The sequence below is a fragment of the Muricoccus roseus genome, from assembly GCF_900141905.1.
Lineage (GTDB): Bacteria > Pseudomonadota > Alphaproteobacteria > Acetobacterales > Acetobacteraceae > Roseomonas > Roseomonas rosea.
Genome location: NZ_FQZF01000028.1, coordinates 1 through 23,699, shown reverse-complemented (window position 1 = coordinate 23,699; position 23,699 = coordinate 1). Strand labels below are relative to the sequence as shown.

The window sequence follows — 23,699 nt, the reverse complement described above, 5'->3', positions numbered from 1 at the left end:
GACTCCATGACGTTAAGCCCGGGTTGATCGGCCCCGCGCCGCCCGTTCACCCGTGCGGGAGGCAGGCGGCCTTGAGCTGGCGGAAGGCGGCCGCGCGATGGCTGATCGCGTGCTTCCGCGCCGGATCCATCTCGGCGAAGGTCCGGCTCTCGCCAGCCGGCACGAAGATGGGGTCGTAGCCGAAGCCCTGCGCGCCCCGCGGCGGCCAGACCCATTCGCCCGGCGCCTCGCCGAGGAAGGCCTCCACATGGCCGTCGGGCCAGGCGAGGACGAGGGCGCAGGAGAACCAGGCCTTGCGGTCCGGCGAATGGCGGGCCAGCCGCTCCACCTTCGCCATGGCCGCGGCATAGTCCCGGCTTCCATCAGGCTGTTCCGCCCAATCGGCGGTGTAGACACCCGGGGCGCCGTCGAGCGCCGCGACGGAGAAGCCGGAATCATCGGCTAGCGACACCATTCCGCTGGCCCCCGCGGCCGCCTTCGCCTTCAGCGTGGCATTGCCGATGAAGCTCGTCTCGGTCTCCTCCGGCACGGGAAGCCCCAGCTCCCCGGCCGTCACCACCTCGATCCCGTGCTCCGCCAGCAGCGCCGCCACCTCCCGCGCCTTGCCCGCATTATGGGTGGCGAGGCAGAGGCGCTCCTCCGTGAGCGGACGATGCGTCACGCGCCCACCGCTGCGCGCTGGGCCGCGAACAGCTCCGCCGTGCCCTTGCGGGCGAGGCCGAGCAGGCCCGTCAACTCGGCCTCGGAGAAGGGCGCGCCCTCCGCGGTCGCCTGGATCTCCACGATCCCGCCGGAGCCGGTCATGACGAAGTTGCCGTCCGTATGCGCGCTGCTGTCCTCGGCATAGTCGAGGTCGAGCACCGGGGTGCCCTGATGGATGCCGCAGGAGATGGCCGCCACCTGGTCCCGCAGCGGGTTGGCGGACATGATGTTGGAGCGGATGCAGTGCTGGAAGGCCAGGTGCAGTGCCACCCAGGCGCCGGTGATGGCGGCGCAGCGCGTGCCGCCATCGGCCGTCAGCACGTCGCAGTCCAGCACCACCGACAGTTCGCCCATCGCCTTCAGGTCGGTCACGGCCCGCAGGCTGCGGCCGATCAGGCGCTGGATTTCCTGGGTGCGGCCGGACTGCTTGCCGCGCGCCGCCTCACGGTCCCCGCGCGTATGGGTCGCGCGTGGCAGCATGCCGTATTCCGCCGTCACCCAGCCCTGGCCCTTGCCCCTGAGGAAGGGCGGCACCCGGCCCTCGACGCTTGCCGTGCAGAGCACCTCGGTCACGCCCATGCGGATGAGGCAGGACCCCTCCGCATGGCGGGCGAAGCCCGGCTCGAGCTTCAGCTCGCGGAGCTGGTCGGCGGGGCGGCCGGACGGGCGAGCCCAGGCGGGGATGTCGGACATTCGGCGGGCCTCTCCTGGCAGGGAGGCGGGAGGAACACGCCCGGGGCCCCCCCTGTCAACGCCGCCTCGGCCGCGCCGAGGTCGCCCGGCGGCAGCCAGAGGGTGAGCATGGTCGCCCAGGCCCCGACGGAGGGCAGCCCACGGCCGCCTCCGGATCGCTCGTTGCCGCTCCTGTCCCTCGCGTCGCCCATGGCGCCCTCCGGCATCCAGGCCCCTATTGGGCACCTCTGCCTGAGACCGAAGAATGTCCCGGCTGTGACGGATTGTGGCAGCACAAACTTGCGATCTGTTGAACGGAATGGGCGCCAAGCCCTTGTTTAAGGGGTGCCGAGGCGCGGGAGCCACAGCACCAGCGCGGCCAGCGCCGCCAGCAGCACCGGCGGGGTGATGGCTAGCCCCACCCGCATGTACTGGCCCCAGGTGATGGTGATCCCCTTGCGCGACAGCACATGCAGCCAGAGCAGCGTCGCCAGGCTGCCGATCGGGGTGAATTTGGGCCCGAGGTCGCAGCCGATCACATTGGCATAGACCATCAGCTCCCGCGTCGCCGCCGGAATGCCCTGGGCTTGCTCAATCGAGAGGGCCCCCACCAGCACCCCCGGCATGTTGTTCATCACCGAGGAGAGCAGCGCGGCCCCGACGCCCGTGCCGATGGTCGCGGCCCAGGGGCCGTGCCCCGCGAGCCAAGCGAGCCCCCCGGCCAGGAAGGCCGTCAGCCCCGCATTCCGCAGCCCGTAGACAACGAGATACATGCCCAGGCTGAACACCACGATCTGCCAGGGTGCCTCCCGCAGGATGCGCCCCACGGGCACCACCCCGCCCCGCCGGGCGAGGGCGAGCAGCACGAGCGCGCCGCCCCCGGTGACCGCCGCCACCGGAACGCCCAGAGGCGCGAGCACGAAATAGGCGGCCAGCAGCAGCCCCAGTGCGGGAAAGGCCGCGCGGAACACCAGCGGGTCGCGGATCGCTCCCGCCGGGTCCTCCAGCCGGGCCAGCGGATAACGCGCCGGCAGTGCACGGCCGTAGAAGGCCCAGAGCACCAGCAGGGTTGCGGCCAGCGAGACGAGGTTCACCGGCACCATCACCGCCGCATAGCGGTTGAAGGTGATGCCGAAGAGGTTGGCGGAGACGATGTTCACGAGGTTGGAGATCACCAGCGGGAGGCTGGTCGTGTCCGCCACGAAGCCGGTCGCCACCACGAAGGCCAGGGTGGCCGCCGGCGGGAAATCCAGCCGGAGCAGGATGGCGACGACGATCGGCGTCAGCAGCAGCGCGGCGCCGTCATTGGCGAAGAAGGCGGCGATGACCGCGCCCAGCAGCACCACCAGCGGAAACAGGCGCCGCCCGTTGCCGCCGCCCCAGCGCGCGACATGCAGCGCCGCCCATTGGAAGAAGCCGGCTTCGTCCAGCAGCAGCGAGATGACGATCAGCGCGACGAAGGTGAAGGTCGCATCCCAGACGATGCCCCAGACCACCGGCACGTCCGCCCAGCCGATGACGCCCGTCACCAGCGCGAGTGCGGCGCCGGCCATGGCGCTCCAGCCGATTCCCAGCCCGCGGGGCTGCCAGATGACGAGCACCAGGGTGGCGGCGAAGATGGCGAGGGCAAGCATCCTTCAGCGCACCCGCTGGCCCTGGGCGTCCAGCACCGGCTCGCCATCCTCCTTGGCGAAGGCGCCACGTGGCGCTTCCGGCAGGATGTCCAGCACGGCCTCGGACGGCCTGCAGAGCCGGACCCCGAGGGGCGAGACCACCAGCGGACGGTTGATCAGGATGGGATGCGCCATCATCGCATCGATCAGCTGATCATCCGTCAGGGAGGGATCGCCCAGCCCCAGCTCGGCATAGGGCGTGCCCTTCTCCCGCAGCAGGGCGCGGGGCGTGAGCCCGGCCCGCGCCAAGAGCTGCACCAGCAGCGCACGGGAGGGCGGCGTCTTCCGGTATTCGACGACATGCGGCTCGATCCCGGCATGGCGGATCAGCGCGAGGGTGTTGCGCGAGGTCCCGCAATCCGGGTTGTGGTAGATGACGATGTCCATGGCCGTCTCCTCGGTCAGCAGCAGGGCTTCAGGGCTTCGATCACGGGCGCGCAGAGCTCCGCCCGGCTGCCGCAGCAATCCTTCAAAAGGAACAGGGTGAGGTCGCGCAGCCCATCCAGCCCGGCGCGGTAGATGACCGACCGGCCCTGCCGTTCGGCCTGCACCAGCCCGGCGCGGGAGAGCACGGCCAGATGGGCGGACATGGTGTTCTGCGGCACCCCCAGGCGCTCGGCGATCTCTCCCGCCGGAAGCCCGCCGGGCTCCGCCGCCACCAGCAGGCGGAAGGCTTCGAGCCGTGTGGACTGCGCCAGCGCCCCGAGCGCGGCGACCGCCTCTGTTGTATCCATACATCCAGAATTATCGATTGATTTGGTGCTGTCCAGCCCTATCTCAGTCGGCCGCCATGCGTTGACGCTGGGGGTGCCGCTCCCTAGCTTCTAAGGTCCACCTGACCCACGGAGAGCAGGCACCGAATGGGCGCCCAGCCCAACCAGCGACCCGGCATCGTTCCCCCCAAGGCCAGCCAGGCGAGAAGCCCGCTGCCAGGCCTCGACAGCCGCAGCGCGTCCATCCTGCGGCAGGTGGTGGAACTCTATGTCGAGACCGGGGAGCCCGTCGGCAGCCGCACCCTGTCCCGCCGCCTGCCCACCGCCCTTTCCCCCGCCACCATCCGCAACGCCATGGCGGATCTGGAGGAAGCGGGGCTGCTCTATGCGCCCCACACCTCCGCCGGCCGCCTGCCGACCGAGCGCGGCCTCCGGCTCTTCGTCGACGGGCTGCTCGAATTTGGCGACCTCACGGAGGATGAGCGCGAAGCCATCGCCATCCGCTGCGCCGCCTCGGGCCGTTCCATGCAGGACACGCTGGCCGAGGCCGGGCAGATGCTGTCCGGGCTGGCGGGCGCCGCGGGCCTGGTCGTCGCGCCCAATGCCGAATCCAATCTCCGGCATATCGAGTTCGTGGCCCTGGGCCCGGGCCGTGCGCTCGTGGTGCTGGTCGGGGATCGCGGGCAGGTCGAGAACCGCATCATCGAGGTTCCGGCAGGGCTTCCCGCCGGCGCCCTCGCCCAGGCTGGCAATTACCTGAACGCCCGCCTCAACGGCCGCACGCTGGAGGATACGCGCCACCTGGTGGAGGCCGAGATCTCCGCTAACCGGACGGCGCTGGACGCGCTGACCAACCAGGTCGTTCAATCCGGCCTGGCGACCTGGGCGGGCGGGGGCGGCGGCTCGCTGATCCTGCGCGGCCAGTCCCGCCTGCTGCAGAACCTGGACCAGGCGGCCCGCGTGGCCGAAATCCAGTCGCTCTTCGACCGGCTGGAGGCGCAGGAGACGATGCTGCGCCTGCTGGAACTCGCACAGCGCGGGCAGGGCGTGCAAATCTTCATCGGCGCCGAAAGCGGCGTGTTCGACACCGCCGGACTCTCGATGGTGGTGGCGCCCTTCCGCAACGGGCAGGAAAAGATCGTCGGCGCCATCGGCGTGATCGGGCCGACGCGCATCAACTACGGGCGGGTGATCCCGGTGGTGGATTACACGGCCCAGGTAATCGGGCGCATGCTGGGGTAGCACCCGCGCTTCTTTCTGGGCTGACGGTCTGTCCCGGGGAGAGGAAGAAGGAATTCTTCCTCTCCCCGGACCCGTCGAAGGCAGTGCCTTCGACCCATCATCTTTTTCTATGAGTTTTGAATTGCGGGGCTGACGGTGCGCCTCGGGTCCATGACCCGAGGCGACTGCAAAGGCAGGATCGGCACCGGAAACCAGAGACCCCACTGATCCGGGGTATCCACGGCAGTCAGACGGGGTTCCAAGGGCCTCAGGCCCTTGGCGGGTGGAGGGCGCCCTCCTCCAAGCCCGTCAGACCCACCGGGAGGACGGAATCACTCCTCCGCCGTGCTCCGGAGCGGCGGCGCGTCGCGCTTCGCGCCCGGCTTGATGGACGTGGCCTCCTTCACCGGCACGGTGGCGTGGTGGCCGGCGGGGCCGTGGGAGGCTTCGTCGGCGTGGTCGGGGTTCTTGTACTGCTCGGGGTCCAGACCGGGGCCGGAATCATCCCCGCCCGGGTCCCGCAGCGGGTCGTGCTGGCCGACGCTGGAGGGGCGCGCGTTCTTCGTTTGCGTGCCCCAGTTCTCCAGGTCCCCGGGAACCTTGCTCTCGCCCGTCTTGGGCGTCGCGTTCTTGCCGTCATCAGCCATGTTCCGGCCCTCCGTGTCTTGCGGGGGGAACGCAGGTGGCGGGGAGGGGTTGTTCCCCCCCCGCGACTCTCAGGCGGCCGGCTTGGCCTCGGTGGTGAGCGCGGCGAGGACGGCGTTGCGGAGCCCGTCCAGTTTGCGCTCGTTCTCCACCTTCAGGCCGAACAGGTCCTTCACATAGAAGACGTCCACGGCCCGCACGCCATAGGTGGTGACATGGGCCGAGGCGATCTGGACGCCCTGGGCGGAGATGGCGGCCGTCACGTCATGCAGGAGGCCGGGGCGGTCGCGCGCATTCACCTCGATCACGGTGTGGGTGTTGCTCGCATGGTTGTCGATCACGACGCGGGGCGGCACCGTCACGGCGCGCAGCCGCGCGGGCTCGCGCTTCACCTTGCTGATCTCGTCGGTGATCCGCATCCGGCCGGAAAGCGCCTGCTCCACCATCACGGAGAGGCGGGCGAGCCGGTGCGGCGCGTCGAGCGCGCCTCCGGCCGCATCCTGCACCCAGAAGGTGTCCAGCGCCATGCCGTTGGTCATGGTGTGGATGCGGGCATCGACGATGCTGGCGCCGGCCACGGCCAGGGCGCCGGCAATCTGGCTGAACAGGCCGGGATGGTCGGCGGTGTAGACCGTCACCTCCGTTACCGCCCGGTCCTCCAACACCTCGGTGCGGACGGTGAGCGGCGCGCCGGTCGCCTCGGCCTCACGGATCATCGAGGCGTGGCGCGCATGGGTCTCGGGATCGAAGGAGAGCCAGTAGCCGGGATAGCCGAGGCCGAGGAAGTGCTCGACCTCCGCCTGGGGCCGCCCTTCCAGCGCCGCCGAGGCCGCTTCCCGCGCGCGGGCCACGCGCACGTCGCGCTCGGGCACGGAGAGGCCGCCGGCCAGGACTTCCGCCACGCGCCAGTAGATCTCGCGCAGCAGGGTGGCCTTCCAGCCGTTCCACACCTTCGGCCCTACCGCGCGCATGTCGCACACCGTCAGCACCAGCAGCAGGCGCAGCCGTTCGGGCGACTGCACCACCTCGGCGAGGTCGAGGATGGTCTTGGGGTCGTCGATGTCGCGCTTGAAGGCGGTCTGGCTGACCAGGAGGTGGTTCAGCACGAGCCAGGAGACCGTCTCGGTCTCCTCGGGGGAAAGGCCGAGGCGGGGGCAGAGGTCCTGGGCGATTCCGGCGCCAAGCTCGGAATGGTCGCCGCCCCGGCCCTTGGCGATGTCGTGCAGCAGCACGGCGGCGTAGAGGGCGCGGCGGGACTGCAGCTGGCCCACGAGTTCGGAGGCCACGGGGGCGATGGAATCCAGCTCCCCGCGCTCCAGCGCGTTGAGCACGCCTACCGCCTCGATGGTGTGCTCCTCCACCGTGAAGACATGGTAGGTGTCGAACTGCATCAGCCCGACGATCCGCGCCCATTCCGGGATGAGGCTGGACAGCACGCCCGCCTCGTTCAGCGCGCGCAGCCAGTGGGCGCTCTGCTTGCCGGCGAGGATATCCAGGAACAGCACGTTCGCCGCGGCCTGGCCGCGCAGGCGGGTGGCGTAGCGGGCATTGCGGATCAGGGCGCGCAGGCCGAGCGGATGGAGTTCCAGCCCCCGGTCCCGCGCCACGCGCATGATCCGCAGCATGACCGCCGGATCGGCCGCGATGTCGTGGTCCGGCGCGAAGAGCAGCTTGCCGTCGGCGAGCGTCAGCCCGGCCTTGCGCATCATCTCGTCCGGCGCGGGTTGCAGGGCGGGCATGCCCAGCGCCGCGCGCTCGATCGCCGGTTCCAGCAGGCGCTTGAGGCGCACCACCTCACGCGCGGTGAGGAAGAGGTGCTTCATGAAGCGTTCCACCCCGTCCTGCTTGCCGTGGCGCGTGTAGCCCATGCGGGCGCCCACCACGGGCTGCAGGTCGAAGGTCAGGCGCTCCTCGGCCCGGCCGGTGACGTAGTGGAGGTGGAAGCGGACGGTCCAGAGAAAGGACCAAGCCCGGCGGAAGGCGCGGGCCTCCTGGGCGGTGAGCAGGCCGCCGCCGGGGCTGTCGGGCCCCACCAGCTGCCACATCTTCTCCACCCCGAAGGCGTAGCGGGTCAGCCAGTACATGGTCTGGAGGTCCCGCAGCCCGCCGCGTCCCTCCTTGATATGCGGTTCCACCAGATAGGGGCTGTCGCCGTAGCGGGCGTGGCGCAGGCCGCGCTCGATCTGCTTGGCGTGAAGGAACTGGCCCAGGCCCCATTCCTGCCGGGCGGCCGTATAGGCCTCCTCGAAGCGCGCATAGGCGGTCGCGTCACCCTCGAGGAAGCGCGCATCCAGCAGCGCGGTCTGGACGGTGGTGTCGGACTTCGCGTCCTCGATGCACTCGGCGATCGAGCGGGTGGCGTGCCCGACCTTCACCCCGAGGTCCCAGAGCAGGTAGAGCATGAACTCCACCGTCCGGCGCCCCACCGCATCCAGCGGCGTATCGGAGACGAAGAGCAGGTCGATATCGGAATACGGGGCGAGGGTGCCGCGCCCATAGCCCCCGGTGGCCGCCAGGGCGAAGCCGGCCGGGCGGCCGGGGCCGGCGGTGGCCGCCAGGCTATAGCGCAGGATGGCGGCGATCAGCCCGTCCATCTCCGCGGCCAGGGCACGGGCGGCGACCAGCCCGGGCAGGCTCTCCCGCTCGAACCTCTCCTGCATGCCGCCCTGGATGCGGCTGAGATGGCGGCGCAGCAGTCCCAGCGCCGCGTCGCGGGAGGGCGGAGGGGTCGAATTTAGCCCCTCCAGCCCCGGCTGCGGCTCGACGGGGGCTTCGGCGGCGCCGAGGCCAGCGGTGTTCATCCGACGGAAGATAAGGAGTCACGCTGCGGCGCAACAGCCGTCTCGCCGCCTGAGAGCATGGATTTCAGCCGGTAGAGAGCTTCAAGCGCCTCGCGTGGCGCCATCGCATCAGGGTCCAGCGCCTCCAGGGCGGTTCGGAGCGGGTCCGGCTCCCCCTGCGGTTGCCCCTGGGCGGGCTTGTGCGCGCCCGGCGCGGCGAAGAGGGGCAGTTCGCCCGAAAGCGGGTCCAGCCCCCGTGCCCGCTCCTCCAGCGAGGCCAGCACCACCTCCGCCCGCGCCACCACCTCCCGCGGGACGCCCGCGAGGCGCGCGACATGCAGGCCCCAGGAGCGTTCCGAGGCGCCGGGGCCGACCAGGTGCTGGAACACCACCTGCCCCCGGTGCTCCCGCACCTTCATGGCGGCGGGGGCGAGTTCCGGCAGCTTGCCGGCCAGCGCCGTCAGCTCGTGGAAATGGGTCGCGAAAAGGGTGCGGGAGCGGAGGCGGTCATGCAGCGCCTCCAGCACCGCCCAGGCGATGGCGAGCCCGTCCCAGGTGGCGGTGCCGCGCCCCACCTCGTCCAGCACCACGAAGCTGCGGGGCCCGGCCTGGTTCAGCACCGCCGCCGTCTCGCTCATCTCCACCATGAAGGTGGAGCGGCCGCCGGCGATGTCGTCTGCCGTGCCGACGCGGGAGAAGAGCCGGTCCACCAGCCCGATCCGGGCGGCTTCGGCGGGGATGTAGAGCCCGGCCTGGGCCAGGACGACCATCAGGGCATTCTGGCGGAGATAGGTGGACTTGCCCGCCATGTTCGGCCCGGTGAGGAGGCAGAGGCGGCGGCCGGGGGAGAGATCCGCGTCGTTGGGCACGAAGGCGGGGCCCCGGTTCCGGCGCAGCGCGGCCTCCACCACGGGGTGCCGGCCTTGCGTGACGCAGAAATCCGGGCGGTCCGGCATCTCCGGCCGGCACCAGCCCCCGCCTGCCGCCAGCTCCGCCGAGGCGGCATGGACGTCGATCTCCGCCACGGCCCGGGCGGCGGCGGCGATGCCGGGGGCGGCGTCCAGGCAGAGCTTGCGGAGATGCCGCACCACCAGCGCCTCCCGCCGCGCCGCCTCGTCCCGCGCTTGGGAGAGCTTGCGGTCCAGATCGGTGAGCGCCCCGCAGGTGAAGCGGTGGGCATTGGCCATGGACTGGCGGTGCACCGGCGCCATGGGGCCGGGTGCGGGCTTCTGGCGCAGCAGGGCCTCGCCCGCCGCCGCCGGCACCTCGGCCAGGAAGCCGAGCTGCTGGTGGTGGCGGATCTTGAGGCTGGCGACGCCCCAGGCCTGGGCCAGGTCCAGCTGCAGGGCGAGGATGGCGCCGCGCGCATCGTCCCGCAGGCGCCGCAGCGCATCCAGCTCCCCATCGTACCCCGGGCCGATCACCCCGCCATCCTCCAGCCGGGCGGGCAGGTCCTCGGCCAGGGCGCGGGCCAGCTCGCCGCGGGGGGAGTTCGCCGGCACCAGCGCCTCGCCGGCCTGCACCAGCAGGGGCGGGATGGGAGGCACGCCGGCGGCATCGCCGAAGGCGGCCTGCATCGCCTCGGCCCGGGCGAGTCCGTCGCGCAGCGAGGCGAGGTCGCGCGGGAAGAAGCGTTCCACCGAGAGGCGGCCGAGGGCACGCGCCATGTCGGGGGCGCCCTTCAGCGCGTCGCGCAGGGCGGCGCGCACCGAATCGGCGGCCAGGAGGAAGGATACGGCATCATGCCGCGCGGCGATGGGGGCGCCCTCGGCCAGCGGGGCGGCGAGGCGCGCGGCCAGCTCGCGGGCGCCGGCCGCGGTCAGGGTCCGGTCCACCGCACCAAGAAGGCAGTCCTTGCCACCCCGCTCGGCCTTCAGGATCTCGAGGCTCCGGCGCGTGGCGGCATCCATGCGCAGCGTGCCCTCGCCGCCCCGCGCCTCGGGCGGGGCCAGGCGGGGGAGGGTGCCGCCGGAGGCGCCGCGTACATAATCCAGCGCCATGGCCAGGGCGTTGGTCTCGCCATCGGTGAAGGCGCCGAAGGCGGCCAGGCTCGCCACGCCCCAGGCCTCGGCGGCCAGCCGCGCGCCATCCCGGGGCGGCGTGGCCTCGCGCACCATCCCGCCGAGCGGCGTGAGGGCATCGCCGGCCGCCAGGGCCTCGGGCGCCACCACCTCGGCCGGGTCCAGCCGGGCAAGCAGGGCGCCGAGCTCCTCCGTGGGCAGGCTTTCCGTGCAGACATGGCCGGTGGAGACGTCGAGCCAGGCGGCACCCACCCGTGCCGCCCCCTCGGGCGCCAGGGCCAGGAGCCAGGAGGGACGCGCGCCCTCCAGCAGCGACTCCTCCGTCACGGTGGCGGGGGTGACGATTCGCACCACCTCCCGCCGCACGGCGGGGGCCTTGCGCGCCTTCGCCGCCTCGGGCGTTTCCATCTGCTCGCAGATGGCCACCCGGAAGCCGCGGCGGATCAGCCGGGCGAGATAGGCCTCCATCGCATGCACGGGCACGCCGGCCATCGGCACGGGCTGGCCCCCATGTTCGCCACGATGGGATACGGCCAGGCCGAGCGCCTCGCCCGCCGTGATGGCATCGGCGAAGAACATCTCGAAGAAATCGCCCATGCGGAAGAAGACGAGCGCATCGGGATGGGCCTGCTTGGCGGCGAACCACTGGGCCATGGCGGGGGTCGCGCCGGACGCGTTCGGGATGGCGCTGGGGGTCGGCGGGGCGGCGTCCATGGCGGGACTCCTAGGTTGCGCGGCGGGTTCGGTCCAGCGGGCTTGCGGCGGGGGGCCGCGCCGGCGCAGGCTTTCGCCGAGGAGCCCGGGACAGGGCCGGGAGGAGGTTCGGAATGGAACGGCGAAGCCTGATTCGCGCCGGCGCGGGCGCGGCGATCATCGGCGGCATGGGGCGCCTCTCCGCCCCGGCGCTCGGCCAGGACATGCGCGCCCGGACCCTGCGCTTCGTGCCGCAGGCGAACCTGACCAGCCTGGACCCGATCTGGACCACGGCGACCGTGACCAGCAACCACGGCTACTACGTGTTCGACACGCTCTATGCCGTGGACGCGCAGAACCGGCCCCGGCCCCAGATGGCGGAAGGGCATGAGGTGCTGGAGGATGGCCGGCGCTGGCGCTTCCGCCTGCGCGAGGGCCTGCGCTTCCATGACGGGGAGCCGGTGCGGGCGGCGGATTGCGTCGCCAGCATCAAGCGCTGGACCGTGCGCGACCCCTTCGGCCAGCTCCTCGCCCGCGCGGTGGCGGAGTGGCGCGTGCTGGACGACCGCGGCTTCGAGGCCCGGCTGCACCGGCCCTTCCCGCTGATGCTGGATGCGCTGGCCAAGCCCGATGCCAGCGTCTGCTTCATCATGCCCGAACGGCTGGCCTCGGCCGAGGCCACGCGCGCCATCACCGAGATGATCGGCTCCGGCCCCTATCGCTTCCTACCCGGCGAGTACAATTCCGGGTCCCGCGTCGCCTATGAGAAGTTCGACGCCTATGTGCCGCGCCAGGAGAAGCCGGAGCGTGCCTCGGGCGGCAAGGTCGCGCATTTGCAGCGCATCGAGTGGCACGTGATCCCCGATGCCTCCACCGCCGCCGCGGCGCTGACCAATGGCGAGGTGGACTGGTGGGAGCGCCCGCTTTCCGACCTGCGGCCGATGCTCTCCCGCAGCCGCGAGATCCGGCAGGAGATCCTGGACGTGGAGGGCCGCATGGCGCTGATGCGGCTGAACTGCCTCCAGCCGCCCTTCGACGACGTGCGCCTGCGCCGGGCCGTGCGGCTTTCGGTGATCCAGGAGAACTACATGCGGGCGGCCCAGGGGGACGATACCTCCGTCTGGACCGACACGCGCAGCCTCTTCCCCAAGCGCACGCCCTACTACAAGGACCATGCGGACCTGATGCCGGGCAGCCTGGACGCCGCGCGGGCGGCGCTGCGAGAGGCCGGCTACACCGATGCCAGGGTGGTCATCATCAACCCCACCGACTTCCCGGATATCGGGCCGCTGGGCCAGGTGACCGGCGATGCGCTGCGCCGGATCGGCATGAATGTGGAAATGGCCGAGAGCGACTGGGGCACGGTGATCCAGCGCCGCAACTCGCGCGAGCCGGTCGAGAAGGGCGGCTGGAGCATCTTCCACACCACCGGTACCTCCAACACCTATGGCAGCCCGGCGATGTCGCCGCTGATCCGCGGCCAGGGCGAGGCCGGCTGGTTCGGCTGGTGGAAGAGCGACCGGGCGGAGGCGCTGACGGCCGAATGGCTGGAGGCGCCGGACGAGGCCGGCCGTGCCCGCGCCGCCGAAGCCCTGGGACGTCTGGCGCTGGAGGAGGTGTCCACCGTGCCGCTGGGGCAGTTCACCATCCGCACGGCCTTCCGGCGGAACCTGACCGGGATGCTGGAGGGCAGCTCGCCCTATCCCTGGAACATCCGCCGGACGTGACGGGTGCCGCGCCGCGGCATTTTGCCGCAGTGCAGCTTCCGCAGTGCAGCATGCAAGAATCTCGCCGTTGGCATTCCCGTGCGGCCACCGACACGCTAAATCCGGCGGTCCTGGCGCCCAGGACTGGCGTGGATAGCGGGAGAACGAAGGCATGGACGACGCGCGCCGCACCGGATCGGGAGATTCCCGCACCGCCCGCATCACCCGGGAAGAGGCGCTCGCGCTTCATGCCGAGGGCAAGCCCGGCAAGCTGGAGATCCGCCTCACCAAGCCGCTTGCCACCGCGCGCGACCTCTCGCTCGCCTATTCGCCCGGCGTGGCGGAGCCCTGCCTGGAGATCCACCGGGACCCTTCGCTCGCCTATGACTACACGGCCAAGGGCAACATGGTGGCCGTCATCTCCAACGGCACGGCCGTGCTCGGCCTGGGCGACCTGGGCGCGGTCGCCGGCAAGCCGGTGATGGAGGGCAAGGCGGCGCTGTTCAAGCGCTTCGCCGACGTGGATTCCATCGACCTCTGCGTCGATGCCTATGACGTGGACGAGTTCGTCAACTGCGTCCGTTTCCTTGGGCCTTCCTTCGGCGGCATCAATCTCGAGGACATCAAGGCCCCCGAATGCTTCGTCATCGAGCAGCGCCTGCGCGAGATCATGGATATTCCCGTCTTCCATGACGACCAGCACGGCACCGCCATCGTCGCCGCCGCCGGGCTGATCAATGCGTGCCACCTCACGGGGCGTGAGCTGCGGGACACGAAGCTCGTCATCAACGGCGCCGGTTCGGCCGCCATCGCCTGCGCCGAGCTGCTGCGCGCCATGGGCATGCGCCCGCAGAACATCGTCATGTGCGACACCAAGGGCGTGCTCTATCGCGGCCGGGTGGAGGGCATGAACCAGTGGAAGTCCGCCCACGCCAACGACACCGAGGCGCGCACGCTGACGGAGGCGCTGCGCGGCGCCGATGCCTTCTTCGGCCTGTCCAAGAAGGGCGCGGTCACGCCCGACATGGTGCGCGGCATGGCGGAGAAGCCGATCATCTTCGCCATGGCCAACCCCGACCCGGAGATCACGCCGGACGAGGCCAAGGCCGCGCGCCCGGACTGCATCATCGCGACAGGCCGTTCGGACTACCCGAACCAGGTGAACAACGTTCTCGGCTTCCCCTTCATCTTTCGCGGCGCGCTGGACGTGCGCGCCAGCACGATCAACGACCACATGAAGATCGCCGCCGCCGAGGCGCTGGCGATGCTGGCGCGCGAGGACGTCCCGGAGGAGGTGGCGGGCGCCGGCGGCGGCGCGGGGCTGCGCTTCGGCCCCGAATACATCATCCCCCATGCCTTCGACCCGCGCCTGATCTCGCGCGTCTCCCCGGCCGTCGCGAAGGCCGCGATGGACAGTGGCGTGGCCCGCAAGCCCATCATCCACATGCAGCACTATGCCCGCATGCTGGCGCAGAAGCTGGACGCGGCCGGTGGCGCGCTGGAGGCGATCACCGAGCGCGTGCGGCAGAACCCGCGCCGCGTGGTCTTCGCCGAGGGCGAGGAGGAGAAGACGATCCGCGCTGCGATCGCCTTCCGCAACGCGGGCTACGGCACGCCTATCCTGGTCGGACGCGAGGACCGGGTGCATGCCACGGTCGCCGCCCTGGGCGTGCCGCTGCCGGATGGCATCGAGATCCACAATGCGGCGCTGTCCGACAGCAACCGGCGCTACGCGGAATATCTCTATGCCCGCAAGCAGCGGGAGGGCTTCCTGTTCCGCGATGCCCAGCGCGCGGTGAACCTGGACCGCAACATCTTCGCCGCCTGCATGGTGGCGATGGGCGATGCGGATGCGCTGATCACCGGCACCACCCGCTCCTACGCGGCCAGCCTGAAGCAGATCTCGCTCGCGATCGACCCCGCCCCGGCCTCGGATGGCGGGGAGGGCGTACTCTTCGGCCTCACTCTCCTCCTCACCCGCCGCGCGGGCACCGTGCTGCTGGCCGATACGGCCATCCATGAGCGGCCGGACGCGGAGACGCTGGCCGAGATCGCCGTGCAGTCGGCGGCCCAGGCCCGGCGCCTCGGGCTGGAGCCCCGCGTCGCCTTCCTCTCCTTCTCCAACTTCGGGGACCCGCGCGGCAGCATCATCCCGCAGACCGTGCGCGATGCGGTGGCGCTGCTGGATGCGCGGGGCGATGTGGGCTTCGAATACGAGGGCGAGATGGCGGCCGATGTCGCGCTCGACCCCAGCCTGCACGCCCTCTACCCGTTCTGCCGCCTCTCAGGCGCGGCGAATGTGCTGGTCATGCCGGGCCTGCACGCGGCCCATATCCTCTCCAAGGCCGTGCCGCGGCTGACGAGCGCGACGGCCATCGGGCCGCTGCTGATGGGCCTGTCCAAGCCCGCGCAGATCCTGTCCATCGCGGCGGGGGTGAACAACATCCTGGATATGGCCTGCCTCGCCGCGCATGATTCCCTGGCAAAGTAGGCGCTGCCCGCCGGGAAGGCCCTGCCTTCCCGGGGGTGACGAGCCGATGTGGGGGAGGCCGGGTCACCCGGAGGGCGTGGCTGCTACGCCCCCTTCTCCACGATGAAGCCGATCGAGGTCGCGACCAGCCCCTGGATGGAGAGCCGCAGATGCGGCGGCTCGGGAATGGCGAGTGGCGCCTCGCTGCCGGGATAGGGCGGCAGGTCCACGAACTGGTCCAGGATGCCGTTGCCCGTGCCGAAATCCACCGGAAGCATCCGGTGCCCGGCCAGGGCGAGGCGGGCCTCCAGCTCCTCGATATGGTGGCGCTGGAAGAGGACCGTGGTGCCCTCCTCGATCGTCTTGCCCTCGGGGTTCATGTTGAACTCGGTGGTGTGCACCGCGACGCCACCGGGGCGCAGGCACTTCATCGCCTCCACCACGAAGTCGAGGCCCTGGCGGATCGAGCCGCAATGCTCCAGCGAGCAGATGGACCAGAGGAAGTCGAACCCCCCGTGCAGGTCCGCCGGGATGGCGTTCATGTCCACCGCGCGCATGGCGACCCGCGAGTTGAAGGTGTCCATGTCGATCAGGCCGGGCTTGAAGATGGTCTCCACCCGGCCGCCATGCTGGTCCGTCTCGATCCAGTTGCGGGCGCGCAGGTCGCTGGCGTCGATATCGGTCGCGAGGATCTCGGTGCCGCGGGCGGCCATGAAGCTCGGCAGCCATTCCGCGCCCACCGCGAAGCCCAGGCCCCGGCGGCCCGGGGCCATCATGTTGCGCTCATGCAGGGCCTGCAGCGCGTAGCAATCCTCCCACACCTTGCGGTGGTACATGGGCACGAAGCCGATCTGGCCGCACCAGTGGCGCAACCAGTGGCTCTCGATATCCTCCTGCCGGCACAGGCGGCCGCCGAAGCCCATGGTCACGGGGTCGGGCGGCAGCGGGGCGAGGCGCCCGGCCAGCCCGGCCTCATAGAGCTGGCTGGCCATGGCGGAGCCCATGACCTTCGTGTTCCAGGCGGCCAGCTCCGCATTGCGGGCGGCGGCGCCGGAGGCGACTTCGAGGGTCTGGAGCTTGCCCAGGATCTGCTTCGGCGAGGAACGTTTCAGGCCGCGGGCCAGGGAGCGGAGGCGACGGAGCAAGGGCGTCTGGTTCCCGAGGTGGTTGAGGCGCCGGCCCCGGAAAGGGCTGGGCGGGCCAGTAGGCTACCTACCGGGGCATCCGTCGCGTGACCACCCCGGCATGGGCCAGGGGGAGATCACGCTCCGTGTACCCGGGCGGTGCGGCCAGCCGGGCTCAGCTGTCCAGCCGGATGCCGAGTTCCCGGATCAGCGGGCGCCATTCGGCGTTCTCCCGCTGCACGAAGGCCGCGAACTCGGCCGGGGAATAGTTCGCCTGCTCAATGCCGAGGGTGGTGAAGCGGGCCTTCATTTCGTCCGACGCAATGGCGCGCGCCAGCTCGGCCGAGAGCCGCGCGATGACCGGGGCGGGCGTGCCGGTGGGCACCGAAATCCCCTGCCAGCCATAGGCGATGACATTGGGGAAGCCGAGCTCGCGCGCCGTCGGCACCTCCGGGCTGGTGGGGGAGCGCGCCTCGCTCAGCACGCAGAGGGCGCGGACCTTGCCGTCCCGGATGAAGGCCGTGCCGGTGGCGCAGTCGATCATCACGCTGTCCACCGTGCCGGAGAGCAGGTCCTGCATGGCCGCCGGGCCACCGCGATAGGGGACATGGGTGGCCTCGAAGCCCGCGCGGCGCTTGAACATCTCCATCGCCAGGTGGTGCGGCGAGGCGACGGCCGGGGAGCCATAGGTGGGCGCGGTGAGCTTGGAGGCGGCGATATAGCCGGCCAGGTCCCTGATCGGGCTGTCCGCGCGCACGGTGAGGAAGAGCGGGAAGCGCCCGATGAAGCCGACGCCAGAGAGATCCCGGTCCGGGTCATAGGGCAGGCGGGCATAGAGGGCGGGGTTATAGACGAGGATGCCGTTATCCACGTGGAGCAGGGTGTAGCCATCGGCCGGGGCCCGGGCCACGGCCTCGCTGGCCACCACGGCGCCGCCGCCGGGGCGGTTCTCCACCACCACGTTCTGGCCGAGGCGCGGCCCCATCATGCCCGCGATCATCCGCCCGAAGAGGTCCGAGGCGCCGCCCGGGGGATAGCCGATGATCAGGCGCACGGGCCGGTCGGGCCAGCCACCCTGCGCGCGGGAGGGGGAGGGGATGAGGGAGGCGGCGCCGAGGCCCAGGGCCCCGCCTACGAGGCCCCTCCGCGTCGCCATGGGTCGCGTCAGCATCAAAAGTCTTCCCATCGGATCGGGCCGGCATCATGCGGCAGGGCCCGCGCCGCGCCAATCGGAGGCCGGGGGGCGAATCGGGCGGTCCAGCCAGGTTCCGCCCAGGCGGGGGTCAGGGCAGCGGCAGGACTGCCCAGAGAATCATCAGCCAGAGCGGCAGGGTCGCGACGGCGACGACATGCTGCATCGTGGTCATCGCCGCCATGATCGGGGCGTCGCCGCCCATCATCCGCGCCATGACATAGGCGGTGGAGGCGGTGGGCAGCGCCATGAAGAGGGTGGCGATGGTCGCCGGCAGGGCCTCGAGCCCGAAGAGCCGGCAGAGCAGCAGGGTGAGCGCCGGCATGGCCAGCAGCTTCCAGGCGGCGGTGGCCCCCTGGAGCGGCAGGCGGTCGCGCATCGCCTCCGCCCCCAGCGCCGCGCCCACGGCCAGCAGGCCCAGCGCCACGGAAGCCTGGCCGAGGGTGCGGGCCAGCGGCGCCAGCCCCGCCGGGAGCCCCCCGAGGGCCGCCAGCAGGAAGCCCGAGGCGCAGCCGATGATCAGCGGGTTGAGCGCCACCTGGCGGAGCATGGCGAGCGGACGGGGCCGGGAGCGGCCGCCCCCCATGGCAAAGGCGAGGGTCACGATCACCTGCACGCAGGGCACGATCAGCCCCGTGGCCACCGCCGCCAGCCCCGTGCCCGCCGCGCCGAACACCGCGCCCGAAATGGCGAAGCCGAGCAGGTTGTTGAAGCGGATGCCGCCCTGGAGGACCGAGGTGGCGGCCGGATGCGCCTGGCCGAAGGCGCGCGCCAGCAGCAGCGAGGCGCCGGTGCCGAGGAGCAGCGTCAGCCAGAGGGCCGCCGCCATCCCGCCCACCGGCAGGGAGCCGAGATTCACCGCCGCGATGGAGGAGGCGAGAAGGCAGGGGAGCAGGACATAGAAGACCAGCTTCTCGATCCCGGCCCGGACCGCATCCTCCCGCAGCAGGCGCCGCTTGAGGAAGGCGCCGAGCGCGATCATCCCGAAGGCGGGCACGAAGGCGTCGAGCCAGGGTCCCATATTGGCTAGGCCAGGTCCTCGGCGGGTGCCTGGCGGGCGAGGCCGCCGAAGGCATCCAGCAGCCTGCCGCGCCACGCATGCAGCGGGTCGTCGGGCGTGAGCAGCGGGAAGGCGGAGACGCAGCGGGCCCATTGCAGCGGGCCGAAGGCGATGTAGTCCGCCGCCCCGGCCGTGGGGCCGGAGAGCCAGGGCCTCTCGCGCAGCACCATCCGCAGCGGGTGAAGGTCGCGCCGGAAGGCCTCCACCGTCCCCTCCCGGTCGGCGGTCATTGCCGCCAGGGGCTTGCCGAAGCGGGCCTCCCGCGTGCGGGTGAAGTATTCGGCGTCCTCGGGCGCCAGATGGGCGGGGATGTCGGAGACGACCAGGCGGACGATCGCCGGCATCATCACCGCATCCGACCACGTGTTCACGAAACGGGACAGCGCCCGCCCGCCCTCTCCGCCAAAGAGGCTCGGGGCGCCCGGCCAGGTGTCCTCGAGATATTCGAGGATCCTCCAGCTCTCATGCACCGTGCGGTCGCCATGGCGCAGCACCGGCACCTTATCCGTGCCCGCATCGGCGATGGCGGCTTTCTCGGTGAAGCGCCAGGGCCGCGTGACATGGCCGATGCCCTTATGGGCCAGCGCCATGCGCACCCGCCAGCAATAGGGCGAGAAGCGCCGGGCCGGGTCGGCGCCGCAGAGGTCATGGAGGATCACGTCCATGGGGCCTATGCTGCGCCCGGAATCAGATGGGGGGAAGCGCATGGGTGCGGATGCGTTGCTGGCGCTCGACCAGGGCACGACCTCGACACGGGCGATCCTGTTCGACTCGGCGCTGCATCCGCGCGCGACGCATCAGGTGGAGCTGCCGCAGCACTTTCCCGCGCCGGGCCGGGTGGAGCATGCGGCGGAGGACATCCTGGCCCATTCCATCGCCTGCCTGCGCGGGGCCATGGAGCGGGGCGGGGTGGCCGCGGGTTCGGTCGCCGGCATCGGCATCACCAACCAGCGCGAGACAACGGTGGTCTGGGACCGGGCGACGGGCCGGGCGGTGCACCGGGCGATCGTCTGGCAGGACCGGCGCAGCGCGCCGATCTGCGAAAGGCTGCGCGCGGAGGGGCTGGAGCCCCTGCTGACCGAGCGCACCGGGCTGCTGGCCGACCCCTATTTCTCCGCCACCAAGCTGATGTGGATGCTGGAGGAGATCCCGGGCCTGCGGGCCCGCGCCGCGCGGGGGGAGCTGGCCTTCGGCACGGTGGACAGCTTCCTGCTCTGGCACCTGACCGGCGGCCGGGTGCATGCGACGGATGCCACCAACGCGGCCCGGACCATGCTGTACGACATCCGCCGGGGCGAATGGGACGAGGAGATCCTCCGCGCGCTGGACATCCCCCGCGCCCTGCTGCCCGAGGTGCGGGACTGCGCCGCCGAGTTCGGCACCACGGACCCCGCCCTGTTCGGCGCCCCCATCCCGCTGCGCGGCATGGCGGGGGACCAGCAGGCGGCCACGCTGGGCCAGGCCTGCTTCCGTCCGGGCATGGCGAAATCCACCTACGGCACCGGCTGCTTCATGCTGCTGAACACGGGCGAGACCCCCGTGCGCTCCACGCACCGGCTGCTCACCACTGTGGCCTGGCAGATCGGCGGGGCGCGGACCTATGCGCTGGAAGGTGCCATCTTCGTCGCCGGCGCGGCGGTGCAGTGGCTGCGGGATGGGCTGGGCATCATCCACAGCGCGGCGGAGGCCGGGGAACTGGCCGCGCGGGCCGACCCGGATTCCGGCGTGGTGATGGTGCCCGCCTTCACCGGCCTGGGCGCGCCGCATTGGGATGCGGGCGCTCGCGGCGCCATCCTGGGCCTCACGCGCGGGGCGGGCGCGGCTGAGATCGCCCGTGCGGCGCTGGAAAGCGTGGCCTGGCAGACGCGGGACCTGCTGGATGCGATGCGCGCGGATTGGCCCGGCATGGGGGAAACCGTGCTGCGCGTAGACGGCGGCATGACGGCGAGCGACTGGACGATGCGCTTCCTGGCGGATGCGCTGCAATGCCCGGTGGACGTGCCCGCCGTGGCCGAAACCACCGCGCTGGGCGCGGCGTATCTGGCGGGCGTGCAGGCCGGGCTCTGCCCGCCGCCGGGCGACAACGCCACCCATTGGCGCCGCCGCGTGCGCTTCGAGCCGGACATGCCGGCGGAGGAGGCGGACCGGCGGCACGCGGCCTGGTGCGCCGCCGTGGGCCGGGTCCTCGGCTGAAGCGCGTCCCAGAGGGAATGCGCTTCAACTCCCGCGGCAGCCGCCAACAGATGGGTGGTCCAGGAACCTCAGGTTCCTGGCGGGGTGCAGGGGCAGAGCCCCTGCGGCACCGTCAGATTCCCCGCGTGTTCAGATACACCGCATAGAGCGACCGCGCCCCGGTGATGAAGAGCCGGTTCTTCTTCACCCCGCCGAAGCAGAGATTGGCCGCGCGTTCCGGCAGGTCGATATGGCCGATCGGGGCGCCGGCCTTGTTGAACACGCGCACGCCGTCCTGCTCCGCATTGCCCATGCCCCAGCCGCACCAGAGATTGCCGTCCTCATCCACGCGGAAGCCATCGGGCGTGCCGCCGGGTTCCGCCGTGATGAAGCTGCGGCGGTTGCCGAGGCGGCCCTTCGCATCAGCCTCATAGGCGAGGATGCTGCGCGGCGTGGTGCGGCTCTCGACGATGTAGAGGATGGATTCGTCCGGGCTGAAGGCGAGGCCGTTCGGGCCTTCGATGCCCTCCGCGGCCAGTTCGATCGTGCCGCGCGCGGGATCGACGCGGTAGACGTTCTGCGGCAGCTCCTGCTCGGCGCGCTCTCCCTCATTGTCGCTGAGGATGCCGAAGGCGGGATCGGTGAACCAGATCGTGCCGTCAGACTTCACCACGACGTCGTTCGGGGAGTTCAGGCGCTTGCCCTCGAAGCGGTCGGCGATGGTGGTGATGCGTCCGTCATGCTCGGTGCGCGTGACGCGCCGCGTCAGGTGCTCGCAGGTGATCAGCCGGCCTTCGCGGTCGCGATAATTGCCGTTGGCGTTGTTCGAGGGGGAGCGGAACACCGTCGTCGCGCCGCTCACTTCGTCAAAGCGCAGCATGCGGTCGCCCGGCACGTCGGACCAGATGAGGCAGCGATGATCGCCGAACCAGACGGGGCCCTCGCCCCAGCGCGTGCCGCCGGCCAGCTTCTGCACGGGCCCGTTCATCAACCTGTAGCGCGCGAAGGACGGGTCGAGGTCCCGCAGCCTCGGGTCGGGGTAGCGCGCGCTGGGGGTCCAGGGGGCCTCGTTGTCGAAGGGGGCTGTGGGGGGAAACGCTTCCATGCGGCAAGGCTGCTTGGTCGCGCAACCTCCCGCAAGCCCCTCACGTTGCAGAACCGCAAACCATCATGGAGGCATCGCAAGTGCGCGGAATTCTGCTGTGGCTGATCGGCATTCCCATCCCGATCATCATCCTGCTCTGGCTCTTCGGCGTGCTCGGCTGACGCCCGAAAGGGGAGGCGAGAGGCCCGGTCCGGAGCAGGCCACGGCGCCCTCCGGCGGTATTTCGATCCCCGAACGAGAGGGCCGCTCCGGTGTTCCGGGGCGGCTTTTCTTTTGGGGGACGCTCCGTTAGTTCCGGAGGTCTCTCGACCATATCGGAAGCCCCATGCCCCAGGATCGTGTTGTGCCCGTGGTGTTGTCTGGCGGGGTTGGCACGCGTTTGTGGCCGTTGTCGCGGGAGGGGTATCCGAAGCAGTTCTGGCCGCTGACCTCGGGGCAGAGCATGCTGCAGGAGACGGTGGGGCGGGCGACGGGGCCGGGTTTCGCGGCGCCGATGGTGATCTGCGCCGAGGCGCACCGCTTTCTCGTGGCCGAGCAGCTGCGCGAGGCCGGGGTGGCCGGTGGGCGGATCGTGCTGGAGCCGGCCGCGCGCAACTCGGCGCCCGCCATCGCGGCGGCGGCCTTGCTGGCGGCGGAGGAGGATCCGCACGCCCTTCTCTGGGTCATGGCGGCCGATGCCGCCATCCAGGACCTGCCGGCACTGCATGCGGCGCTGGAGCGGGCGGCGGCGGCGGCGCGGGCCGGGCATATCGTCGCCTTCGGGATGCGCCCCACCCGTGCCGAGACGGGCTTTGGCTATATCGAGGCCGGCGCGGCGCTGGCCGATGCGCCGGGGGTCTCGGCCATCGCCTCCTTCATCGAAAAACCCGACCTCGCCCGGGCGCAGGCCCTGCTCGAAGGGGGTAGGCACCTGTGGAATGCCGGCATGTTCGTTGCCCGCGCCGCCAGCCTGCTGGCCGAGCTGGAGCGGCTGCAGCCGGAGCTGGTGGCCAGCGTCCGCGCCGCGGTGGACGGGGCCAGCCGCGACCTCGACTTCGTCCGCCTCGGCCCCGCCTTCGCCGGCGCCCCCTCCATCTCGATCGACTATGCGGTGATGGAGCACACCGCCCATGCCGCGGTGGTGCCGGCCGATCTCGGCTGGTCCGATGTCGGCTCCTGGGACGCGCTCTGGCAGGTCTCGCCCAAGGACGGACGGGGCAACGCCACCCAAGGCCCGGTGGAGCTGCTGGACGCCGACCACTGCTATGTCCGCTCCGAGGGCATCCTGACCACGGTGGTGGGGCTGAAGGATGTGGTGGTGGTCGCCACCGAGGATGCGGTGCTGGCGCTGCACCGCGACCGCGCCCAGGACGTGAAAAAGCTGGTGGACCAGCTCAAGGCCAGGAAGCGCCCCGAGGCGGCCGCCCACCGGCGCATGTACCGCCCCTGGGGCCACTATGAGGGGCTGATCCAGGGCGACCGCTTCCAGGTGAAGAAGATCCTTGTCCGCCCGGGCGAGAAGCTCTCCCTCCAGAAGCACTACCACCGCGCCGAACACTGGGTGGTGGTCAACGGCACCGCCATCGTCGAGCGCGACGCCGAGCGCATCCTCCTGCGCGAGAACGAGTCCGTCTACCTGCCGCTGGGCTGCGTCCACCGCCTGGAAAACCCCGGCATGATCCCGCTGACCCTCATCGAGGTCCAGTCCGGCGCCTATCTCGGCGAAGACGACATCGTCCGCTTCGAGGATACATACGGGCGCGCGTGAGGG

At 71.3% G+C, this 23,699-nt stretch carries 18 protein-coding genes; 5 read left to right on the top strand and 13 right to left on the bottom strand.

Going from position 1 to position 23,699, the window contains the following annotated elements; translation table 11 throughout:
* Positions 1–46 precede the first annotated feature (46 nt).
* The 5 genes from rdgB to BUB97_RS19650 form a co-directional block, all read right to left on the bottom strand.
* Positions 47–661, bottom strand: coding sequence for an RdgB/HAM1 family non-canonical purine NTP pyrophosphatase (gene rdgB, locus BUB97_RS19670; RefSeq protein WP_073137922.1), 615 nt, complete (start codon positions 659–661; stop codon positions 47–49).
* Positions 658–1,395, bottom strand: coding sequence for a ribonuclease PH (rph, locus tag BUB97_RS19665; RefSeq protein WP_175562688.1), 738 nt, complete (start codon positions 1,393–1,395; stop codon positions 658–660). Before rph ends, rdgB begins: the two co-directional genes overlap by 4 nt.
* Before the next feature lie 317 nt (positions 1,396–1,712).
* Complete coding sequence (locus BUB97_RS19660; RefSeq protein WP_073137919.1) at positions 1,713–3,008, bottom strand: arsenic transporter; 1,296 nt, start codon at positions 3,006–3,008, stop codon at positions 1,713–1,715.
* Between the two features lie 3 nt (positions 3,009–3,011).
* Complete coding sequence (gene arsC / locus BUB97_RS19655; RefSeq protein WP_073137917.1) at positions 3,012–3,434, bottom strand: arsenate reductase (glutaredoxin); 423 nt, start codon at positions 3,432–3,434, stop codon at positions 3,012–3,014.
* Between the two features lie 14 nt (positions 3,435–3,448).
* Positions 3,449–3,781: an ArsR/SmtB family transcription factor gene (locus BUB97_RS19650; protein ID WP_073137915.1), complete on the bottom strand. Its 333-nt coding sequence runs from the start codon at positions 3,779–3,781 to the stop codon at positions 3,449–3,451.
* 126 nt (positions 3,782–3,907) lie between these two features.
* Here BUB97_RS19650 and hrcA point away from each other — a divergent pair, with 126 nt between their 5' ends.
* Positions 3,908–5,002 carry a heat-inducible transcriptional repressor HrcA gene (gene hrcA / locus BUB97_RS19645; protein ID WP_086062373.1) on the top strand — a complete coding sequence of 365 codons (1,095 nt, stop codon included), beginning with the start codon at positions 3,908–3,910 and terminating at the stop codon, positions 5,000–5,002.
* Positions 5,003–5,313: 311 nt separating this feature from the next.
* On the opposite strand, the gene BUB97_RS19640 is transcribed toward hrcA, so the two are convergent.
* The 3 genes from BUB97_RS19640 to mutS form a co-directional block, all read right to left on the bottom strand.
* A complete protein-coding gene (locus BUB97_RS19640) occupies positions 5,314–5,628 on the bottom strand; it encodes a hypothetical protein (RefSeq protein ID WP_073137913.1) in 315 nt (104 codons plus the stop codon).
* A gap of 69 nt (positions 5,629–5,697) precedes the next feature.
* Entirely contained in the window at positions 5,698–8,427 is a 2,730-nt protein-coding gene (locus BUB97_RS19635) for a [protein-PII] uridylyltransferase (protein WP_073137911.1), read from the bottom strand.
* A complete protein-coding gene (gene mutS, locus BUB97_RS19630; RefSeq protein WP_073137910.1) occupies positions 8,424–11,141 on the bottom strand; it encodes a DNA mismatch repair protein MutS in 2,718 nt (905 codons plus the stop codon). Before mutS ends, BUB97_RS19635 begins: the two co-directional genes overlap by 4 nt.
* Positions 11,142–11,254: 113 nt before the next feature.
* On the opposite strand from mutS, the gene BUB97_RS19625 reads away from it, so the two are divergent.
* Both BUB97_RS19625 and BUB97_RS19620 read left to right on the top strand, forming a co-directional pair.
* Entirely contained in the window at positions 11,255–12,847 is a 1,593-nt protein-coding gene (locus tag BUB97_RS19625; RefSeq protein WP_073137908.1) for an ABC transporter substrate-binding protein, read from the top strand.
* Positions 12,848–12,998: 151 nt separating this feature from the next.
* Positions 12,999–15,317 carry an NADP-dependent malic enzyme gene (locus BUB97_RS19620; protein ID WP_073137906.1) on the top strand — a complete coding sequence of 773 codons (2,319 nt, stop codon included), beginning with the start codon at positions 12,999–13,001 and terminating at the stop codon, positions 15,315–15,317.
* 83 nt (positions 15,318–15,400) lie between these two features.
* Here BUB97_RS19620 and BUB97_RS19615 read toward each other — a convergent pair whose 3' ends face one another.
* From BUB97_RS19615 to BUB97_RS19600, 4 genes are all read right to left on the bottom strand, one after another.
* Positions 15,401–16,441, bottom strand: coding sequence for a class I SAM-dependent methyltransferase (locus tag BUB97_RS19615; protein WP_245818378.1), 1,041 nt, complete (start codon positions 16,439–16,441; stop codon positions 15,401–15,403).
* A 154-nt stretch (positions 16,442–16,595) separates the two neighbouring features.
* Complete coding sequence (locus tag BUB97_RS19610; protein ID WP_073137904.1) at positions 16,596–17,591, bottom strand: Bug family tripartite tricarboxylate transporter substrate binding protein; 996 nt, start codon at positions 17,589–17,591, stop codon at positions 16,596–16,598.
* A gap of 112 nt (positions 17,592–17,703) precedes the next feature.
* Positions 17,704–18,633, bottom strand: coding sequence for an AEC family transporter (locus BUB97_RS19605; RefSeq protein ID WP_073137902.1), 930 nt, complete (start codon positions 18,631–18,633; stop codon positions 17,704–17,706).
* Between the two features lie 5 nt (positions 18,634–18,638).
* On the bottom strand, positions 18,639–19,337 hold the full coding sequence (locus BUB97_RS19600; RefSeq protein WP_073137900.1) for a glutathione S-transferase family protein: 699 nt from the start codon (positions 19,335–19,337) through the stop codon (positions 18,639–18,641).
* Between BUB97_RS19600 and glpK the strand changes: the two genes are divergently transcribed.
* Positions 19,336–20,865, top strand: a complete 1,530-nt coding sequence (gene glpK / locus BUB97_RS19595; protein ID WP_245818377.1) for a glycerol kinase GlpK — start codon at positions 19,336–19,338, stop codon at positions 20,863–20,865. The genes BUB97_RS19600 and glpK overlap by 2 nt on opposite strands.
* 112 nt (positions 20,866–20,977) lie before the next feature.
* Here glpK and BUB97_RS19590 read toward each other — a convergent pair whose 3' ends face one another.
* Positions 20,978–21,949: an SMP-30/gluconolactonase/LRE family protein gene (locus BUB97_RS19590; RefSeq protein WP_073137898.1), complete on the bottom strand. Its 972-nt coding sequence runs from the start codon at positions 21,947–21,949 to the stop codon at positions 20,978–20,980.
* A 325-nt stretch (positions 21,950–22,274) separates the two neighbouring features.
* On the opposite strand from BUB97_RS19590, the gene BUB97_RS19585 reads away from it, so the two are divergent.
* Positions 22,275–23,696, top strand: a complete 1,422-nt coding sequence (locus tag BUB97_RS19585) for a mannose-1-phosphate guanylyltransferase/mannose-6-phosphate isomerase (protein ID WP_073135783.1) — start codon at positions 22,275–22,277, stop codon at positions 23,694–23,696.
* The last annotated feature ends 3 nt before the right edge of the window (positions 23,697–23,699 follow it).

Coding starts and splice junctions, on each gene's coding strand:
- glpK (WP_245818377.1), top strand. CDS start 19,336: ATGGGGCCTATGCTGCGCCCGGAATCAGATGGGGGGAAGCGCATGGGT.
- BUB97_RS19610 (WP_073137904.1), bottom strand. CDS start 17,591: ATGCTGACGCGACCCATGGCGACGCGGAGGGGCCTCGTAGGCGGGGCC.
- BUB97_RS19585 (WP_073135783.1), top strand. CDS start 22,275: ATGCCCCAGGATCGTGTTGTGCCCGTGGTGTTGTCTGGCGGGGTTGGC.
- hrcA (WP_086062373.1), top strand. CDS start 3,908: ATGGGCGCCCAGCCCAACCAGCGACCCGGCATCGTTCCCCCCAAGGCC.
- rph (WP_175562688.1), bottom strand. CDS start 1,395: ATGTCCGACATCCCCGCCTGGGCTCGCCCGTCCGGCCGCCCCGCCGAC.
- BUB97_RS19620 (WP_073137906.1), top strand. CDS start 12,999: ATGGACGACGCGCGCCGCACCGGATCGGGAGATTCCCGCACCGCCCGC.
- arsC (WP_073137917.1), bottom strand. CDS start 3,434: ATGGACATCGTCATCTACCACAACCCGGATTGCGGGACCTCGCGCAAC.
- BUB97_RS19635 (WP_073137911.1), bottom strand. CDS start 8,427: ATGAACACCGCTGGCCTCGGCGCCGCCGAAGCCCCCGTCGAGCCGCAG.
- BUB97_RS19660 (WP_073137919.1), bottom strand. CDS start 3,008: ATGCTTGCCCTCGCCATCTTCGCCGCCACCCTGGTGCTCGTCATCTGG.
- BUB97_RS19605 (WP_073137902.1), bottom strand. CDS start 18,633: ATGGGACCCTGGCTCGACGCCTTCGTGCCCGCCTTCGGGATGATCGCG.
- BUB97_RS19640 (WP_073137913.1), bottom strand. CDS start 5,628: ATGGCTGATGACGGCAAGAACGCGACGCCCAAGACGGGCGAGAGCAAG.
- BUB97_RS19600 (WP_073137900.1), bottom strand. CDS start 19,337: ATGGACGTGATCCTCCATGACCTCTGCGGCGCCGACCCGGCCCGGCGC.
- BUB97_RS19650 (WP_073137915.1), bottom strand. CDS start 3,781: ATGGATACAACAGAGGCGGTCGCCGCGCTCGGGGCGCTGGCGCAGTCC.
- BUB97_RS19625 (WP_073137908.1), top strand. CDS start 11,255: ATGGAACGGCGAAGCCTGATTCGCGCCGGCGCGGGCGCGGCGATCATC.
- BUB97_RS19590 (WP_073137898.1), bottom strand. CDS start 21,949: ATGGAAGCGTTTCCCCCCACAGCCCCCTTCGACAACGAGGCCCCCTGG.
- mutS (WP_073137910.1), bottom strand. CDS start 11,141: ATGGACGCCGCCCCGCCGACCCCCAGCGCCATCCCGAACGCGTCCGGC.